The organism is Bacteroides sp. 1001136B_160425_E2 (assembly GCF_015559655.1).
GTDB lineage: Bacteria > Bacteroidota > Bacteroidia > Bacteroidales > Bacteroidaceae > Bacteroides > Bacteroides luhongzhouii.
Genome location: NZ_JADMQH010000002.1, coordinates 201,428 through 218,671 on the forward strand (window position 1 = coordinate 201,428; position 17,244 = coordinate 218,671).

Genomic DNA, 17,244 nt, shown 5'->3' on the forward strand with positions numbered 1-17,244 from the left:
TCACAAGCTTTTTGCATAGCTTTTCCTTTTTAGTATAAAATGGCAGTCATGTGGAAAGCTTGTGAAACTTAAGCAAACAACAATAGATCATGGTTACAAGATTGTTTTTCTTATCAATTTGTCTTCCTTTTCTGCTCACTTCGTGCCAGCAGTCAAAGAAGGCTGTAGAGTTCGTAGACTACGTGAATCCTCTGATGGGTACCGAGTCTACTTTTGCATTTTCGCACGGTAATACTTATCCTGCCGTAGCGGTGCCTTGGGGAATGAATTTCTGGAGTCCGCAGACGGGAGAGAATGGTAGCGGATGGATGTATATGTATACTGACAGCCTGATGCGAGGTTTCAGACAAACGCATCAACCCAGTCCCTGGATAAATGACTATGGTACATTCTCCATAATGCCACTTGCCGGGGAACTCAAAATGAGTCATAAAGAGCGTCAGGTCCCTTTCTCTCATGAACAGGAGAAGGCGACTCCTTACAACTACAGTGTCACGTTCAAGAATGGTTTGCAAACCTCTCTTTCAGCTACTTCCCGTGGAGCTGTATTGGAAGTTTCTTTCCCCGAGAAGCAAGGTCAGTATGTAGTAGTGGATGCTTACAGTGGGGGGAGTTCAATAACGATTGATCCGGAAAAACGAAGGGTAAAGGGAGCGTCACGTTATAATAATGGAGGTGTACCCGATAGCTTCGCTAATTATTTTATGATGGAATTTAGTCATCCTGTCATAGAATACGGCACGTACAATGGAGATACTTTGTTGCATCATCAAACTGATGTTGCAGCCGATTATACTTGTGCATATCTGAAATTTGATGTTCCGGCAGGGGAAAAGTTGACTATACGTACAGCTTCTTCTTTTATCAGTCCTGAACAGGCCGTCATTAATTTTAATCGTGAAGTTGCTGATGCCGATGTGAAACTCGTCAGTAACAAAGCCCGTGAGCAGTGGAATACCTACTTGGGACGTGTAGACGCAGAAGGAGGGACGGACGAACAACTTCGTACTTTCTATTCCTGTTTGTATCGGACATTACTCTTTCCGCGTGAATTCTATGAATTTGATTCACAGGGAAATCCTGTTTATTATAGTCCTTATGACGGTAATGTACATGATGGTTATATGTATACAGACAATGGTTTCTGGGATACGTTCCGTGCGGTTCATCCATTATTCACGTTACTTTATCCGGAGGTTTCGGAGCGCGTCACTCAATCTATTATTAATGCTTACAATGAAAGTGGCTTTATGCCGGAGTGGGCTAGTCCCGGTCACCGCGGTTGTATGATTGGTAATAATTCTATATCTTTATTGGTAGATGCATGGATGAAAGGTATTCGGACAGTAGATGCGGAGAAAGCACTGGAAGCAATGATTCATCAGACACAAGCCCGTCATGCAGAAATTGCTTCTGTTGGGCGTGATGGTTTTGAATATTATGACAAACTTGGTTATGTACCTTATCCGGAAATACCTGAAGCTACAGCCAAAACATTAGAATATGCCTATGCAGACTGGTGTATAGCCCGTTTTGCCGAATCATTGGGCAAACAAGATATTGCAGACAAATATTATCAGAAAGCCCAAAACTACCGTAATCTTTATTATCCGGAACATGGCTTTATGTGGACGAAAAATGCTAAAGGCGAATGGCGTGATAACTTTGATGCGACGGAATGGGGAGGTCCTTTTACTGAAGGAAGCTCCTGGCATTGGACATGGAGTGTATTCCACGATCCGGAAGGTCTGTCGCAATTGATGGGTGGACATGAACCGATGAGTGCTCGTCTTGACTCTATGTTTGTAGCCCCGAACACTTACAATTATGGAACTTATGGTTTTGTTATCCACGAAATAGCTGAAATGGTTGCTTTAAATATGGGGCAATACGCACATGGTAATCAGCCGATACAGCATGGCATTTATTTGTATGATTATATCGGTCAGCCTTGGAAGGCGCAGTATCATCTTCGGGAGGTGATGGATAAACTTTACAACTCCGGAAGCAAAGGTTATTGTGGAGATGAAGATAACGGACAAACATCAGCTTGGTATGTGTTTTCTGCAATGGGCTTTTATCCGGTTTGCCCTGGAATGCCTGAATATGCGGTAGGCTCTCCGTTATTTAACAAAGTAACCCTTCACCTTCCTGAAGGTAAGACTTTTGTCGTTTCGGCAAAAGATAATGCGGCGGATCGTCCCTATATAAAGAAAGCTTTGTTGAATGGGAAAGAATACACCCACAACTATTTAACGCATGATGAACTGAAACAAGGTGGCGAACTAACTCTGTCGATGGATAGTGTGCCGAATTTGCGGCGAGGTACCCAACCGACAGATTTACCCTATTCTTATTCCAAATAGTTTCAGGAGGTTTTAGTTCCTTTTTATTGACCGATACAGAAAGAATCCGGAAGGACTTGATCTGTATCGGTCCTATTATAGGAATTTATTAATAGGCTTTGTCTTTGCTATTTCTTTTGTTACCTTTGTGGAGCTAATACGAGATTTATGATACATTCTTTAAATTCTTCCGACTCTAAAACGGCGCAAAAGCTTTTTTCTAAGCTTTATGTTTCTTATTATGCCCGTTTAGTGCGTTTTGCTTCTCTTTATGTGGGGGCTATGGCTGTGGCAGAGATTAATGCGATTTCTATTATTAAGTAACGGAAAAGATTTGCATGTATGATAAGCGGTCTGAATAGAACTTGATAAAACTGTCTTAGTAAGCATTTGGCTTTAATATCTTATCGGCTGACTCTAGTCGTCCTATTAGACGACTATTGTTGGCTAATAAGCCGACTAGAGTCAGCTAGGTAGCCAACTGAAGTCGGCTGTTGTTGAACAAATATTTCCTATTCGGAATATATACACTATTTGCCTGTTTCTATAATATGGCAAATAGTAGCTCTCACTGTATTGTTAGACTGTAAAATACATATCTTGTGAAGGGGTGAATAGAGGTGAATACTGTATTTAATATGAATCGTTCACCGGAAACGTCTGTAAATGAGATGATATGGACTGTGTGAAGAACGTGGAGGACGGATAATGAAGTTAAGATTGGCAAGATTATGGAGGGATTATTACTGGATGTAGAATAAAATTCGTAGCTTTGCTGCATCATTATATAAAGAAGATTATGATCGAAGTTGTAGAATCAGCCTTACAAAAGGCTGCGGGTGAAGGAATGGATGAATTTATCCAGGCGTTTACAGATAAATATAAAGAGGTAATCGGTGGTGAATTGACTGCGGAGACAATGCCTTTGCTGACGGGAGAACAACATTCTTTGCTGGCTTATCAGATTTTTCGTGATGAGATGATGGTTGGTGGGTTCTGCCAATTGATTCAGAATGGCTATGGTGGTTATATCTTTGATAATCCGTTTGCGAAAGTGATGCGTTTGTGGGGAGCGGAAGAGTTTTCGAAATTAGTTTATAAGGCTAAGAAAATCTTTGATGCCAACCGGAAAGATTTGGAAAAGGAACGGACGGATGATGAATTTATGGCTATGTACGAGCAATATGAAGCTTTTGATGAGTTGGAAGAAGCCTATTTAGAGATGGAAGAACAAGTCACAGCATTGATTGCAAGCTACGTAGATGATCATTTGGAACTTTTTGCAAAAATAATAAAGTAACGGATGCAGTATTTTTTAAGTACTTGCATTTATTAATTATGAATTAGAATTTATATCTTTGCAAAATCTAAAAAATATGTTTATGAAACAAGTGAAATTTTTCTTGGTGGCTTTGATGGCTGTGGTTATGGGTATGTCAGTTACTTCTTGTATGAATGGAGATGATAACCACAATGTTACAATGACTGTTCCTGTTAAGTATAATTTTGGATCATTTCTGATGGGGGATGCAACTACGAAGTTGGTTCCAACTACAGAATTGGGCTTCTTGGATGGAAATATGTATATAATTTCATGCCAATATGACCAATCACAGGTGACAGCAAACAGCACTAGCATACCAGTTACTTTGCTAACTACTCCGCTTTGTATTGACCCTAAAGACAATGAGAGATTAAGCGCAACTAAATCAGAGCCTACTAATCCTCTTTATTCATTGGATAAGCAACAGTCAAGTCTGGTATATTATGACAAAAATACGATTGTTTTGACAATGCCATATTGGGTGAAAGTTACCAATTCCAGTGTTGAAGAATCAGAAGTAAAAAAACACTCATTTATTCTTTACTATAATCCTGATGAAATAAAGAGTACTGATACAAAGTTGAATTTATATATTAGTCATCGTGTAAGTGATGAAGAAGGTGAGAGTGTGACTCGTTCTAATTTTACATATGCATATAGAGCATATTCAATTAGTTCAGCTCTTAATGCGTTTAGTAGTAAAACAGAAGGTAAGTTACCGAAATATCTGGTGTTGAAAGCTCAAACCAATAATTCGAAAGATGAGTTGAAAGAAGAGAATGGAGAAACTTCGGTTGAATATGATTACGCATTTACAGAATAACATTGAACTACAAAGAACTATTTAACATAGCAATGAAATTGATTTCCTCTCCGGCCAAGGCCTGGGAGGAAATTTCTATGGAAGAGGATAGGCGAAAAGTATATATGGCTTTTGTCTATCCTATGATTGGTTTATGCGGTCTGTCCGTATTCGTCGGTTCATTATTGACGAATGGATGGGGAGGTCCGCAAAGTTTCCAGATAGCTATGACCAATTGTTGCGCCGTAGCTGTAGCCCTGTTCGGTGGCTATTTTCTGGCAGCTTATGCCATAAATGAAATGGGAACAAGGATGTTTGGCATGCATAGCAATATGCCGTTGACGCAACAGTTTGCAGGATATGCATTGGTTGTGCCTTTCCTGCTTCAGATAGTAACCGGACTATTACCTGATTTTAGAATTATTGCTTGGTTGCTGCAGTTCTACATCGTCTATGTGGTATGGGAGGGAGTTCCTGTACTGATGGGAGTAGAAGAAAAACAACGATTAAAATACACCCTTTTGTCGTCTGCATTGTTAATACTATGTCCGGTGGTGATACAGATCGTGTTTAATAGACTGACGGCTATACTTAATTAATGAGTAAAGATGAAACAACCTCCTGTAAATATAAAGAATAAACGGGCTACGTTTGATTACGAGCTGATAGATACCTACACAGCAGGTATCGTATTGACCGGTACGGAAATAAAGTCCATTCGTTTGGGAAAAGCCAGTCTGGTAGATACGTTTTGCTATTTTACGAAAGGCGAATTGTGGGTGAAGAATATGCACATCGCCGAATATTTCTATGGATCGTACAATAACCATACGGCACGTAGAGAGAGGAAGTTGTTGCTTAGTAAAAAAGAATTGGAGAAACTTCAGCGGGAGATGAAAAATCCCGGCTTTACGATTGTTCCTGTACGCTTGTTTATCAATGAAAAAGGTTTGGCGAAACTAGTCGTCGCTTTGGCGAAAGGTAAGAAAGAATATGATAAACGAGAATCTATAAAGGAGAAAGATGATCGTAGAGATATGGCAAGAATGTTCAAACGGTAAGTAAACCGCAATAAGATAACGCCGGACTGCGAAGAGTCTGGCAGAAGATGGCAGAGTCGGTAATTAGGTATTAATGTGATAGGGTAATGAAAAAGACAATTTCTCAAGTTGTATCCGAGCGCATCCTTATTCTGGATGGAGCAATGGGGACAATGATTCAACAATATAACCTCAAGGAAGAAGATTTTCGTGGTGAACGGTTTGCGCATATTCCCGGACAGTTGAAAGGGAATAACGACTTATTGTGTCTCACACGTCCCGACGTGATTCAGGATATTCATCGTAAATACCTGGAAGCAGGCGCGGATATCATCGAGACCAATACATTCAGTTCGACTACAGTTTCTATGGCTGATTATCACGTAGAAGAATACGTGCGTGAGATGAATCTGGCTGCCGTAAAACTAGCCCGTGACCTTGCCGACGAGTACACTGCAAAGAATCCCGATAAACCGCGTTTTGTAGCCGGCTCTGTAGGCCCAACCAATAAGACCTGCTCTATGAGCCCGGACGTGAACAATCCGGCTTATCGTGCTTTGAGTTACGACGAACTGGCTGCATCCTATCAGCAACAGATGGAAGCAATGCTTGAAGGTGGCGTAGACGCCATTCTGATCGAAACAATCTTTGATACCCTGAATGCCAAAGCTGCTATTTTTGCAGCCGAACAGGCAATGAAAGCAACGGGTGTCGAAGTCCCTGTCATGTTATCTGTAACGGTGTCTGATATTGGCGGACGAACATTGTCCGGCCAGACATTGGACGCATTTCTTGCTTCTGTGCAACATGCCAATATCTTTTCTGTCGGCTTGAACTGTTCATTCGGTGCCCGTCAGTTGAAACCATTCTTGGAACAACTGGCAGCTCGTGCACCTTATTATATTAGTGCCTATCCGAATGCCGGATTACCGAATAGCCTAGGTAAGTATGACCAGACACCTGCCGATATGGCTCATGAAGTGAGAGAATATATCGAAGAAGGACTAATCAATATCATTGGTGGCTGTTGTGGAACGACAGATGCCTATATTGCCGAATATCCCGCCCTCGTGAAGGGTGCTAAACCACACGTCCCTGCTCTTGCGCCGGATTGTATGTGGCTTTCCGGACTTGAACTATTGGAAGTCAAACCGGAAATTAACTTTGTAAATGTCGGTGAACGTTGCAACGTAGCCGGTTCACGTAAGTTTCTCCGTCTGGTAAACGAAAAGAAATATGATGAAGCCCTCTCCATCGCTCGTCAACAAGTGGAAGACGGTGCCTTGGTGATTGACGTCAATATGGACGACGGACTGTTGGACGCAAAAACAGAGATGACTACTTTCCTGAATCTTATCATGTCCGAACCGGAAATAGCCCGTGTTCCGGTAATGATTGACTCTTCCAAATGGGAAGTGATTGAAGCCGGCTTGAAATGTCTGCAAGGAAAGTCAATCGTTAACTCCATTTCTCTGAAAGAAGGTGAGGAGGTTTTCCTCGAACATGCCCGTATCATCCGTCAATATGGAGCTGCAGCCGTCGTAATGGCTTTTGACGAGAAAGGTCAGGCAGATACAGCCGCTCGTAAGATAGAGGTTTGCGAACGGGCTTACCGTCTTTTGGTAGATAAAGTAGGCTTTAATCCTCATGATATTATTTTTGACCCCAACGTACTTGCCGTAGCCACAGGGATTGAAGAACATAATAACTATGCTGTAGATTTTATTGAAGCTACCGCATGGATCAAAAAGAACCTTCCGGGTGCTCATATTAGCGGAGGAGTCAGTAATCTTTCTTTCTCTTTCCGTGGCAACAATTATATCCGTGAGGCGATGCACGCTGTATTCCTTTATCATGCCATTCAGCAAGGAATGGACATGGGGATTGTGAATCCGGGTACTTCCGTGTTATATAGTGATATTCCGACCGATGTATTGGAAAAGATAGAAGATGTCGTCTTGAATCGTCGTCCGGACGCAGCGGAACGTCTGATAGAATTGGCGGAGTCTCTGAAAGCAACTATGAGCGGAAATGCCGGACAACCAGCCGCCAAACAAGATGCGTGGAGAGAAGAATCCGTTCAGGAACGCTTGAAATATGCCTTGATGAAAGGAATTGGAGATTTCCTTGAACAGGATTTGGCGGAAGCATTGCCGCTTTATGATAAAGCAGTTGATGTGATTGAAGGGCCGTTGATGGATGGAATGAATTATGTAGGCGAGTTGTTTGGTGCCGGTAAAATGTTTCTTCCCCAGGTTGTGAAGACTGCCCGTACGATGAAAAAAGCCGTAGCTATCCTGCAACCGATTATCGAATCGGAAAAAGTGGAAGGAAGCGCTGCGGCTGGAAAAGTGTTGCTGGCAACTGTAAAGGGAGATGTGCACGATATCGGAAAAAATATTGTAGCGGTAGTGATGGCTTGCAATGGTTATGATATTGTAGACTTGGGAGTGATGGTGCCGGCGGAAACCATTGTGCAGCGTGCTGTTGAAGAAAAAGTGGATATGATCGGATTGAGTGGCTTGATTACTCCCTCTTTGGAAGAAATGGCGCATGTGGCTTTGGAACTCGAAAAAGCAGGACTGGATATTCCTCTTCTGATTGGTGGGGCTACTACATCGAAAATGCATACGGCATTGAAGATTGCTCCTGTCTATCACGCTCCGGTGGTACATCTGAAAGATGCTTCTCAGAATGCAAGTGTTGCTTCTAAATTGTTGAATCCACAGTTGAAAGCTGAATTGGTGAATGAACTGAATAGCGAATACGAGGCACTTCGTGAAAAAAGCGGTCTGCTGAAACGTGAAACTGTTTCATTGGAAGAGGCGCAGAAAAATAAGTTGAATCTGTTTTAAATAGTATCACTAATGAAAAAGATTTTCTCTTTTTTATGTCTGATTGCGGCAATAGTTGTTGCTATGAGTGCATGTTCTTCTGCCAAAGAAGAAAAAGGAACGTCCGGAACCGGAAATGCTGCTTTGGATAATATCTTCGCGCGTAAAAGTGTGCGTGCTTATCTGAATAAGGGAGTGGAGAAAGAGAAAATAGACTTGATGCTTCGTGCCGGAATGGCTGCACCTTCGGGCAAAGATGTCCGTCCTTGGGAGTTTATAGTAGTATCCGATCGTGCCAAACTGGATTCAATGGCTGCTGCGCTTCCTTATGCAAAGATGTTAACCCAGGCCCGTAACGCTATCATCGTTTGCGGAGATTCTGTACGTTCGTCTTATTGGTATTTGGATTGTTCAGCAGCAGCGCAAAATATTCTGCTGGCTGCCGAAAGTCTGGGACTGGGGGCTGTATGGACAGCTGCCTATCCTTATGAAGACCGTATGCAAGTAGTACGCAAATATACTAATCTACCTGATAACATTCTTCCGCTTTGTGTCATTCCTTTCGGCTACCCGGCTACAAAAGAGAACCCGAAACAGAAATTTGACGAGAAAAAGATACATTATAATCAGTATTAGTAAGCAAAAGTTTTGTCTTTTCAATAATTTCCTTACATTTGCAACGCTAATTAAAATCTGATACGCAAATGTTTGGAATAGACGACCCTTTTATAATTCTGCCTTACCTTCTTTCGGTGGTATGTGTGATCTTTGCTGCCTGGTTTGGGCTGAAGTATTGGAATAAGGACGACGAAAAAGACGAAACTCGATGAATACATTTACACTCGGCTTGATTGTGATAGGATATCTCCTGTCACTAGCTTACCTCGGCTTTCTGGGATATAAGAAAACAACGAATACCAGCGACTATCTGGTAGGCGGACGTCAGATGAATCCTATTGTTATGGCACTTTCTTACGGTGCTACGTTTATCTCCGCATCGGCTATTGTAGGTTTTGGAGGAGTGGCGGCGGCTTTCGGAATGGGGATTCAATGGCTCTGTTTCCTGAATATGTTTATCGGAGTTGTCATTGCTTTCATCTTTTTCGGTTTGCGCACCCGGCGTATGGGAGCAAAGCTGAATGTGAGCACTTTCCCCCAATTATTAGGCCGTCATTTCCGTTCCCGTAATATACAGGTATTTGTTGCTGCTGTTATTTTTGTCGGAATGCCACTTTATGCAGCAGTCGTGATGAAAGGGGGAGCTGTATTTATCGAACAGATTTTTCAGATTGATTTCAATATCTCTTTGTTGATATTTACATTGGTCATTGCCGCTTATGTTATTGCAGGCGGTATGAAAGGAGTCATGTATACAGATGCTTTACAGGCAGTTATCATGTTTGCTTGTATGCTGTTTCTGTTATTCTCTCTATACCAGGTGCTCGGTATGGGTTTTACTGAAGCGAATAAAGAGTTGACTGCCATTGCTCCGTTAGTCCCGGAAAAATTCAAAGCATTAGGACATCAGGGATGGACTACAATGCCTGTTACAGGTTCACCGCAATGGTATTCACTTGTAACTTCCCTTATTTTGGGAGTAGGAATCGGATGTCTTGCGCAACCCCAGCTGGTGGTTCGTTTTATGACTGTCGAGAGTGGCAAACAATTAAATCGCGGTGTATTTATCGGTTGTTTCTTTTTGATTATAACAGTAGGAGCTATCTATCATGCCGGAGCTTTGAGTAACCTTTTCTTCCTGAAAACAGAAGGAGCGGTTGCTACCGAAGTAGTGCAGGATATCGATAAGATTATTCCATATTTTATTAATAAAGCGATGCCCGACTGGTTTGCCGCACTCTTTATGTTGTGCATCCTTTCAGCCAGTATGTCTACACTAAGCTCACAGTTCCATACGATGGGGGCTTCGGTAGGTTCTGATATTTATGGAACTTATAAACCCCGTTCGCGGAATAAACTAACCAATGTGATTCGTCTGGGAGTATTGTTTTCTATCCTGGTCAGCTACATAATCTGTTATATGTTGCCTCATGATATTATTGCCCGTGGAACTTCTATTTTTATGGGGATTTGTGCGGCAGCTTTCCTTCCGTCCTATTTCTGTGCATTATATTGGAAGAAAGCTACTAAGCAAGGTGTCATGGCAAGTCTTTGGGTCGGAACAATCGGTAGCCTGTTTGCTCTTGTGTTTCTTCATCAGAAAGAATCTGCGGCATTGGGTATCTGCAAAGCATTATTTGGACGGGATGTGTTGATTACCACTTATCCTTTTCCGGTGATTGACCCTATATTGTTTGCCTTACCATTATCTGTATTGGCTATCATCATAATCAGCTTAATGACCTGTAAAAATAAGTATTAAGTATTAACCGTAGCCTTTGGTATGCTTATTCGCATGGCATAATATTTAATACTTATCTCATGCTTTTATTTTCTTCTTGTAGGATTCGTAGCGCGACATGATATCACGGACGAAATTGTAAGTCTCAATACCACGGAAATATCCGTTTTTGCAGACAGGGTCGGTAAAGTATTCTTCATTGCTTTTGAGCAGGATGAAGTTTTCTACATTATCTTTCCATACCAGTTTGTTCTTCCCGTATTTTTCGGCTAGTGCCATGGCATCGTATATATGTCCCAAGCCGGCATTATAAGATGCCAGAATGAAGTTGAGTCGTTCCTGTTTGTCGGGAATCATACTGAAACTGCGGTCGGTGGCGGCGATATATTTAATAGCCGCTTTCACACTTTCCTCCGGATTCTGCTCCTTGCCGGGAGGTACTCCCATTGCCCGGGCGGTGGCAGGCATTAACTGCATCAGTCCTTTGGCACCAGCCCAGGAAACAGCTGTGGTATCGAAATTAGATTCCGTATAGGCCAGTGACGCCAGCATACGCCAATCCCATCCGATATCTTTGGAATACTTTCTGAATAAATCATCATAATGAGATATTTTCCCCTCTTTCAATGAAAGGATAGGAGAATGGGGCATCATTTTGCTATTCTCAAAATAACGTTTCATACTGGCAGTGTAGGCAGGAGAAGTCATATTTTCCTGATGCCATTTAGTAGCGGCGGCTGCCAGTTCGGGACTGTCTTTTCGCACTGCCCATGAAGACCGTTGATCGAAACTGATAGACAGATCGATATTTAAATTAGGATAATAGGTCTTATTCAGTTTTGCTAAATCGTTGTCGGCCACCGTATACGGAATTTTTCCTTGCGCCACTTGCGTTATCAGATCTTCAATGGTTGTACTGTCATTGGTTACTTCATGAATCCGGATGCCGCCTCCTAATTCGCTGTTCAGATTGACGAGGCGGTCATAATATTTTCCCGGCTTTACATATATATCTTTTCCTACCAGTTCGGTTACGTCTTCTAATGGTTTCTGTTTTCCTCTTCCTTGCTGAACAATCACCTGATGAGTGATGACATCTTCACCACAATAAAGAAGACTGTCTTTCCATTCTTTGGTGATAGGCAGATTATAGGCAATCATATCTCCTTCACCTGCCAGTAATTTTTGGATCATTTCGTCAACACTGTTGGCTACTTCAATTCTAAGCTTTAATCCCAGACTTTTGGCAAACTGCTCGCTAAGTTCATACTGGAATCCCATTTCTTGTCCCCGGTAAATAAAATAGGAAGTAGAGCTATATAATGTCAATACAACCAGTTCTCCACTATCTTTTATTTGTGGAAGATCACGTGTGGATTCATCCGTTGTATTATGTTGCTTGTTCCGGCATCCGAACACACAACAGAGCAATACAAGGAATAAAGGGATAATCAGTGTCTTGACATTCATACCTGACATTTTGCTTTTAACTCTCAACTCTCCATTCTCCACTCTCAACTTTTCAAGTGTTTCTTGATGTACATAGTCAGTATATCGATAGCTACCTTATTACTGCCGCCTTCCGGTACAATGAGGTCGGCATATCGTTTGCAAGGTTCGATAAATTGCAGGTGCATAGGCTTTAAAACCCGTGTATAGCGTTCCATTACAGCTTCGGCAGTACGTCCGCGTTCAATAACATCTCTTTGGATAACACGTATCAGGCGTTCGTCGGGATCGGCATCTACAAAAATTTTGAGGTCCATCATATTGCGCAGCTTTTTATCACATAAGGCAAGGATTCCTTCAATGATAACCACTTCACGAGGTTCGATATGAATCGTTTCGGGCTGGCGCGTACAAGTGAGATAAGAATAGGTAGGCTGTTCGATGCTATTTCCATCTTTCAGCATCATGACATGTTTGGAAAGTAGACTCCATTCAAAAGCATCGGGATGGTCAAAATTGATATTCTGGCGTTCTTCAACCGGGACATGACTACTGTCTTTGTAGTATGAATCCTGTGGTAAGAGTACTACTTCTCCTGCGGGGAGGCTTTCTATAATTTTCCGTACGACGGTGGTCTTTCCGGAGCCCGTTCCGCCTGCTATTCCTATAATTAACATCTCTTTAAATGTATATTTGAACCAAATAGAGTATTTTTGCATTACTATTAATGCGATATTGCATTAACATGACAAATATAGAAACAATTCATTAAAATAACAACGTAATGGTAAAACACATTGTATTATTTAAGTTAAAAGACGAAGTTCCTGCTGAAGAGAAACTGGTAGTCATGACTAAATTCAAGGAAGCGATAGAAGCTCTTCCTGCTAAAATTTCTGTCATTCGCAAAGTGGAAGTCGGATTGAATATGAATCCTGGTGAAACATGGAATATTGCGCTTTACAGTGAGTTTGATACACTAGAAGATGTGAAATACTACGCAACACATCCCGACCATGTAGCTGCCGGCAAGATTCTGGCTGAAACGAAGGAAAGTCGTGCATGTGTAGACTATGAATTATAAACCTAAAAAATAAAGATGAGAAAAATAATCTCTTTCCTGCTTTTAAGCTTTGTTGTATATGCATTGCAAGCGCAGATCAAAGATCCGGTAAAGTTTAAAACAGAGCTGACCTCTCTCTCCGATACGGAGGCAGAGGTGGTGTTTACAGCTGCCATTGATAATGGTTGGCATGTTTATTCTACCGACCTGGGAGATGGCGGTCCTATTTCTGCAACATTTAATGTTGATAATAAATCGGGTGTCGAGCTTGTTGGTAAACTGAAGCCTGTGGGCAAAGAAGTATCTACTTTCGATAAATTGTTCGAAATGAAGGTACGTTATTTCGAGAATACAGCAAAGTTTGTGCAGAAAGTGAAATTTACGGGTGGAGCTTACGAGATAGAAGGTTATCTGGAATATGGAGCTTGTGATGACGAGAGTTGTCTGCCTCCTACTCAAGTGCCATTCAAGTTTTCGGGAGTAGCGAAAGCCGGAAATGCTGCCGCAGCGAAAACAGAACAACCGGAGCAAAAGGTAGCGGAAAAAGAAGCTGCGACTCCTGTTGTCGCGAAAGACTCTTCTGCTATGATGGAGTTGGTTCCTGCAACTACAACGGAAGCTGTCACGGATATTCAGCCGGCAGTTGCTTCCAGTGAACTTTGGAAACCCGTTATCAGTGATCTGCAAGCATTAGGAGAAGAGCACGGTCAGGAGGATATGTCCTGGATATATATATTCATTACAGGATTCCTTGGAGGGTTATTGGCTTTGTTCACTCCTTGTGTGTGGCCGATTATTCCGATGACAGTCAGCTTTTTTTTGAAACGTAGTAAAGACAAAAAGAAAGGAATTCGTGATGCGTGGACGTATGGTGCATCTATCGTCGTGATTTATGTAGCATTAGGTTTGGCCATCACGTTGATTTTCGGTGCCAGCGCATTAAACGCTTTGTCTACTAATGCTATTTTCAACATTCTCTTCTTCCTGATGCTGGTGATTTTTGCCGCTTCATTCTTTGGAGCGTTTGAAATCAGACTACCTTCGAAGTGGGGAAACGCAGTAGATAGCAAAGCGGAATCTACGACTGGATTACTGAGTATTTTCCTGATGGCTTTCACGCTTTCACTGGTATCTTTCTCTTGTACGGGGCCGATTATCGGGTTCCTGCTGGTACAGGTATCTACCACCGGAAGTGTGGTTGCTCCGGCAATCGGTATGTTGGGATTTGCCATTGCTTTGGCATTGCCATTTACACTTTTCGCCCTATTCCCGTCTTGGCTGAAATCTATGCCAAAGTCCGGCGGATGGATGAATGTAATCAAAGTAACGCTGGGTTTCCTCGAATTGGCGTTTGCGCTTAAATTCTTGTCGGTAGCTGATTTGGCTTACGGTTGGAGACTGCTTGACCGCGAAACATTCCTGGCTCTGTGGATTGTAATCTTTGCTTTGCTTGGATTCTATCTGTTGGGTAAGATCAAGTTTCCGCATGATGACGATGATAATAAGGTGGGAGTCACCCGCTTCTTTATGGCATTAATTTCTTTTGCGTTCGCCGTATATATGGTTCCCGGTTTGTGGGGAGCACCATTAAAGGCCGTATCTGCATTTGCTCCACCTATGCAGACGCAAGACTTCAATTTGTATAAGAATGAGGTACATGCGAAATTCGATGATTATGATTTAGGAATGGAATATGCCCGTCTGAACGGAAAGCCCGTCATGCTCGATTTTACCGGATATGGTTGCGTAAACTGTCGTAAGATGGAAGCAGCAGTGTGGACTGATCCGAAAGTGAGTGATTTGATTAATAACGATTATGTACTGATTACTCTCTATGTGGATAATAAGACTCCGTTGACAGAACCCGTAAAGATAATCGAGAATGAAACAGAACGTACTTTGCGTACTGTCGGCGATAAATGGAGCTATCTGCAACGTGTGAAATTCGGAGCCAACGCCCAGCCTTTCTATGTATTGCTGGACAATCAGGGCAAGCCGTTGAATAAGTCGTATGCTTATAACGAAGATATTCCTAAGTATATCGAATTCTTGCAGACCGGCTTGGAGAATTATAAGAAAGAGAAAAATTAATATCTTTGATAAGGCACTGTCTTGAATGATAAATGAAATAAAAGCGGTCTCATCTTTTCGGTGAGATCGCTTTTATTTTTTTATTTCAGAAAAAATACATACGTTTGTAACATCATAACAATACCTTTGTGCCCAAAAATAAAGAAAATATGTACGCAACAGACACTCTTGTAAATGAACGGGAATTGGTTCTCCGTCTGATAGACGGAGATGAAGAGGCCTTTTGCGAACTTTATGCCGCTTACAAGAATCGTTTGCTCTACTTCGCCCTGAAGTTCGTCAAATCGCGTGAATTTGCTGAAGATATTTTTCAGGATGCATTTACGGTAGTCTGGCAAACTCGTCGTTTCATCAATCCCGAAGCCTCTTTTTCTTCCTACCTTTATACCATCGTACGTAATCGTATTCTGAATCAGTTGCGTGACATGGCTAATGAAGATCAGCTGAAAGAACAGATTCTTTCTCAAGCGATCGATTCAACTAACGAAACCAATAACCATATTTTGCTCAATGATTTGAAAGAGATTATTGACCGTGCATTGGAACAATTGACACCCCGTCAACGGGAAGTGTTCAAAATGAGCCGTGAGCTACAGATGTCTCATAAAGAAATAGCCGAAGCATTGGGTGTCTCTGTTCATACTGTACAGGAGCATATTTCAGTCTCTCTGAAAGTGATTCGCTCTTATCTGACTAAATATTCAAGTACATCGGCTGATATACTTTTGATTCTATTTTGTTTGAATTTATAATAAATGTTAATCATACCCTAGCTCTTTCTTACTTTTGTGTATTACTTATACAAAGGGAAGGAAATTAATATCCTTATTTTGAATGCGTGATGAAAGATACTAAAACAGAAAAAGATAAGTTGCATCGTTACTTGGATGATTTTTATACCCGGGAAGAGGCTTCGCAATTTTTGCAAAGTATAAAAGATACAGAAAACCAAGATTTATTGGATGAACTGGCAGCAGAGGTTTGGGAAGAATCCGGAAACTTGCAGCCAGCTACTGATTTGGAACGGGAAAAATATAAGAGAGAGGCACGTCAATTATTGAAACGTATTGAACACAAAAAACGTACCTGGTTCCGCCGGGTGTCTGTGGTGGCGGTTAGTACGGCGGCTGTCATAGTCATTATAATAGGGAGTATCAACTTTTTCCGGTATATGAATGAACAGCAAGTCACACTTGCCGAAGTTACCACTTCTTTTGGTGAGAAAAGACAAGTGACTTTGCCGGATGGAACTCTTTTGGTATTGAATTCTTGTTCTCAAGTGCGTTATCCGGATCGTTTTGTGGGAGATAGCCGTGAAATAGAACTTGAAGGTGAGGGATATTTCCGTGTTGCTCGTAATGAAAAGATGCCATTTATTGTAAAGACGAAGCGGCTGGATGTTCAGGTGTTAGGTACCCGGTTTGACGTTAAATCTTATTCAACGGATGAAATTGTATCTGTGAGTGTGGAGAGTGGTAAGGTGCAGGTTGATTTGCCGGAAGCGATGATGAGGCTGACTGCAAAAGAACAGGTGCTTATCAATACAGTTTCCGGAGAATATAGCAAGCAAACAGAAGATAGGGGAGTGGCTGTCTGGATGAAAGGAGGTTTACGTTTCTACAGTACACCGATTCGGGATGTGGCAAAAGAACTGGAACGTGTATATAATTGCCGGATTACTTTTGCTCCCGGTCAGGATTTCAACAACTTGATTACCGGTGAGCACGATAATAAGAGTCTGGAGGCCGTGCTTAAATCCATCGAATTTATCAGTGGTGATATCAAATATAAGAAAGAAGGCATTAATGTCCTTCTTTATAAAGAATGAGATGAAGAATAGATAATGTTCAACCTTTAAAAGAATAATAGATGAAAACAGCCCCTTCATGAACCTCCCTAAAATGATAGAAGCACTCCAAAGGAATGCTCCTATCCGC

At 41.7% G+C, this 17,244-nt stretch carries 16 protein-coding genes; 14 read left to right on the forward strand and 2 right to left on the reverse strand.

Annotated elements, in window-relative coordinates; genetic code table 11:
• Positions 1-89: 89 nt before the first annotated feature.
• The 10 genes from I2I04_RS02715 to I2I04_RS02755 all read left to right on the forward strand — a co-directional run bounded on the left by I2I04_RS02715 (position 90) and on the right by I2I04_RS02755 (position 10,725).
• Positions 90-2,366: a GH92 family glycosyl hydrolase gene (locus tag I2I04_RS02715; RefSeq protein ID WP_143257284.1), complete on the forward strand. Its 2,277-nt coding sequence runs from the start codon at positions 90-92 to the stop codon at positions 2,364-2,366.
• A gap of 147 nt (positions 2,367-2,513) precedes the next feature.
• The gene (locus I2I04_RS02720; protein WP_229126908.1) at positions 2,514-2,669 is read left to right on the forward strand and encodes a hypothetical protein; all 156 of its coding nucleotides are present in this window, start codon (positions 2,514-2,516) and stop codon (positions 2,667-2,669) included.
• Positions 2,670-3,144: 475 nt separating this feature from the next.
• On the forward strand, positions 3,145-3,645 hold the full coding sequence (locus I2I04_RS02725; protein WP_008021714.1) for a DMP19 family protein: 501 nt from the start codon (positions 3,145-3,147) through the stop codon (positions 3,643-3,645).
• 82 nt (positions 3,646-3,727) lie between these two features.
• Positions 3,728-4,492, forward strand: a complete 765-nt coding sequence (locus I2I04_RS02730) for a hypothetical protein (protein WP_143257292.1) — start codon at positions 3,728-3,730, stop codon at positions 4,490-4,492.
• Between the two features lie 32 nt (positions 4,493-4,524).
• The gene (locus I2I04_RS02735; protein ID WP_143257293.1) at positions 4,525-5,070 is read left to right on the forward strand and encodes a Yip1 family protein; all 546 of its coding nucleotides are present in this window, start codon (positions 4,525-4,527) and stop codon (positions 5,068-5,070) included.
• A 9-nt stretch (positions 5,071-5,079) separates the two neighbouring features.
• Positions 5,080-5,532: an SsrA-binding protein gene (smpB, locus tag I2I04_RS02740; RefSeq protein ID WP_004310798.1), complete on the forward strand. Its 453-nt coding sequence runs from the start codon at positions 5,080-5,082 to the stop codon at positions 5,530-5,532.
• An 86-nt stretch (positions 5,533-5,618) separates the two neighbouring features.
• Positions 5,619-8,366, forward strand: a complete 2,748-nt coding sequence (gene metH / locus I2I04_RS02745; RefSeq protein WP_195470771.1) for a methionine synthase — start codon at positions 5,619-5,621, stop codon at positions 8,364-8,366.
• A gap of 12 nt (positions 8,367-8,378) precedes the next feature.
• Positions 8,379-8,981, forward strand: a complete 603-nt coding sequence (locus I2I04_RS02750; RefSeq protein ID WP_195470772.1) for a nitroreductase family protein — start codon at positions 8,379-8,381, stop codon at positions 8,979-8,981.
• A gap of 68 nt (positions 8,982-9,049) precedes the next feature.
• Positions 9,050-9,175, forward strand: a complete 126-nt coding sequence (locus I2I04_RS23610; protein ID WP_004296931.1) for a symporter small accessory protein — start codon at positions 9,050-9,052, stop codon at positions 9,173-9,175.
• Complete coding sequence (locus tag I2I04_RS02755) at positions 9,172-10,725, forward strand: sodium:solute symporter (protein ID WP_143257296.1); 1,554 nt, start codon at positions 9,172-9,174, stop codon at positions 10,723-10,725. The genes I2I04_RS23610 and I2I04_RS02755 overlap by 4 nt, the downstream gene beginning before the upstream one ends.
• 57 nt (positions 10,726-10,782) lie before the next feature.
• Here I2I04_RS02755 and I2I04_RS02760 read toward each other — a convergent pair whose 3' ends face one another.
• Positions 10,783-12,174, reverse strand: coding sequence for a transglycosylase SLT domain-containing protein (locus I2I04_RS02760; RefSeq protein WP_143257297.1), 1,392 nt, complete (start codon positions 12,172-12,174; stop codon positions 10,783-10,785).
• Between the two features lie 44 nt (positions 12,175-12,218).
• Positions 12,219-12,830: a uridine kinase gene (udk, locus tag I2I04_RS02765; protein WP_032811829.1), complete on the reverse strand. Its 612-nt coding sequence runs from the start codon at positions 12,828-12,830 to the stop codon at positions 12,219-12,221.
• A gap of 107 nt (positions 12,831-12,937) precedes the next feature.
• Here udk and I2I04_RS02770 point away from each other — a divergent pair, with 107 nt between their 5' ends.
• The 4 genes from I2I04_RS02770 (at position 12,938) to I2I04_RS02785 (ending at position 17,135) form a co-directional block, all read left to right on the forward strand.
• Positions 12,938-13,237 carry a Dabb family protein gene (locus I2I04_RS02770; protein ID WP_008021731.1) on the forward strand — a complete coding sequence of 100 codons (300 nt, stop codon included), beginning with the start codon at positions 12,938-12,940 and terminating at the stop codon, positions 13,235-13,237.
• Positions 13,238-13,252: 15 nt separating this feature from the next.
• Positions 13,253-15,307: a protein-disulfide reductase DsbD family protein gene (locus tag I2I04_RS02775; RefSeq protein ID WP_195654236.1), complete on the forward strand. Its 2,055-nt coding sequence runs from the start codon at positions 13,253-13,255 to the stop codon at positions 15,305-15,307.
• Between the two features lie 149 nt (positions 15,308-15,456).
• On the forward strand, positions 15,457-16,059 hold the full coding sequence (locus tag I2I04_RS02780; protein WP_143257299.1) for an RNA polymerase sigma-70 factor: 603 nt from the start codon (positions 15,457-15,459) through the stop codon (positions 16,057-16,059).
• An 86-nt stretch (positions 16,060-16,145) separates the two neighbouring features.
• Complete coding sequence (locus tag I2I04_RS02785; RefSeq protein ID WP_195654237.1) at positions 16,146-17,135, forward strand: FecR family protein; 990 nt, start codon at positions 16,146-16,148, stop codon at positions 17,133-17,135.
• Positions 17,136-17,244: the final 109 nt, after the last annotated feature.

What these genes read in the sequence shown, in the direction of transcription:
- I2I04_RS02720 (WP_229126908.1), top strand. Translation starts at nt 2,514, where the DNA reads ATGATACATTCTTTAAATTCTTCCGACTCTAAAACGGCGCAAAAGCTT.
- I2I04_RS02760 (WP_143257297.1), bottom strand. Translation starts at nt 12,174, where the DNA reads ATGAATGTCAAGACACTGATTATCCCTTTATTCCTTGTATTGCTCTGT.
- I2I04_RS02750 (WP_195470772.1), top strand. Translation starts at nt 8,379, where the DNA reads ATGAAAAAGATTTTCTCTTTTTTATGTCTGATTGCGGCAATAGTTGTT.
- I2I04_RS02770 (WP_008021731.1), top strand. Translation starts at nt 12,938, where the DNA reads ATGGTAAAACACATTGTATTATTTAAGTTAAAAGACGAAGTTCCTGCT.
- I2I04_RS02725 (WP_008021714.1), top strand. Translation starts at nt 3,145, where the DNA reads ATGATCGAAGTTGTAGAATCAGCCTTACAAAAGGCTGCGGGTGAAGGA.
- udk (WP_032811829.1), bottom strand. Translation starts at nt 12,830, where the DNA reads ATGTTAATTATAGGAATAGCAGGCGGAACGGGCTCCGGAAAGACCACC.
- I2I04_RS02715 (WP_143257284.1), top strand. Translation starts at nt 90, where the DNA reads ATGGTTACAAGATTGTTTTTCTTATCAATTTGTCTTCCTTTTCTGCTC.
- I2I04_RS02730 (WP_143257292.1), top strand. Translation starts at nt 3,728, where the DNA reads ATGAAACAAGTGAAATTTTTCTTGGTGGCTTTGATGGCTGTGGTTATG.
- metH (WP_195470771.1), top strand. Translation starts at nt 5,619, where the DNA reads ATGAAAAAGACAATTTCTCAAGTTGTATCCGAGCGCATCCTTATTCTG.
- I2I04_RS02735 (WP_143257293.1), top strand. Translation starts at nt 4,525, where the DNA reads ATGAAATTGATTTCCTCTCCGGCCAAGGCCTGGGAGGAAATTTCTATG.
- I2I04_RS02775 (WP_195654236.1), top strand. Translation starts at nt 13,253, where the DNA reads ATGAGAAAAATAATCTCTTTCCTGCTTTTAAGCTTTGTTGTATATGCA.
- I2I04_RS23610 (WP_004296931.1), top strand. Translation starts at nt 9,050, where the DNA reads ATGTTTGGAATAGACGACCCTTTTATAATTCTGCCTTACCTTCTTTCG.
- smpB (WP_004310798.1), top strand. Translation starts at nt 5,080, where the DNA reads ATGAAACAACCTCCTGTAAATATAAAGAATAAACGGGCTACGTTTGAT.
- I2I04_RS02755 (WP_143257296.1), top strand. Translation starts at nt 9,172, where the DNA reads ATGAATACATTTACACTCGGCTTGATTGTGATAGGATATCTCCTGTCA.
- I2I04_RS02780 (WP_143257299.1), top strand. Translation starts at nt 15,457, where the DNA reads ATGTACGCAACAGACACTCTTGTAAATGAACGGGAATTGGTTCTCCGT.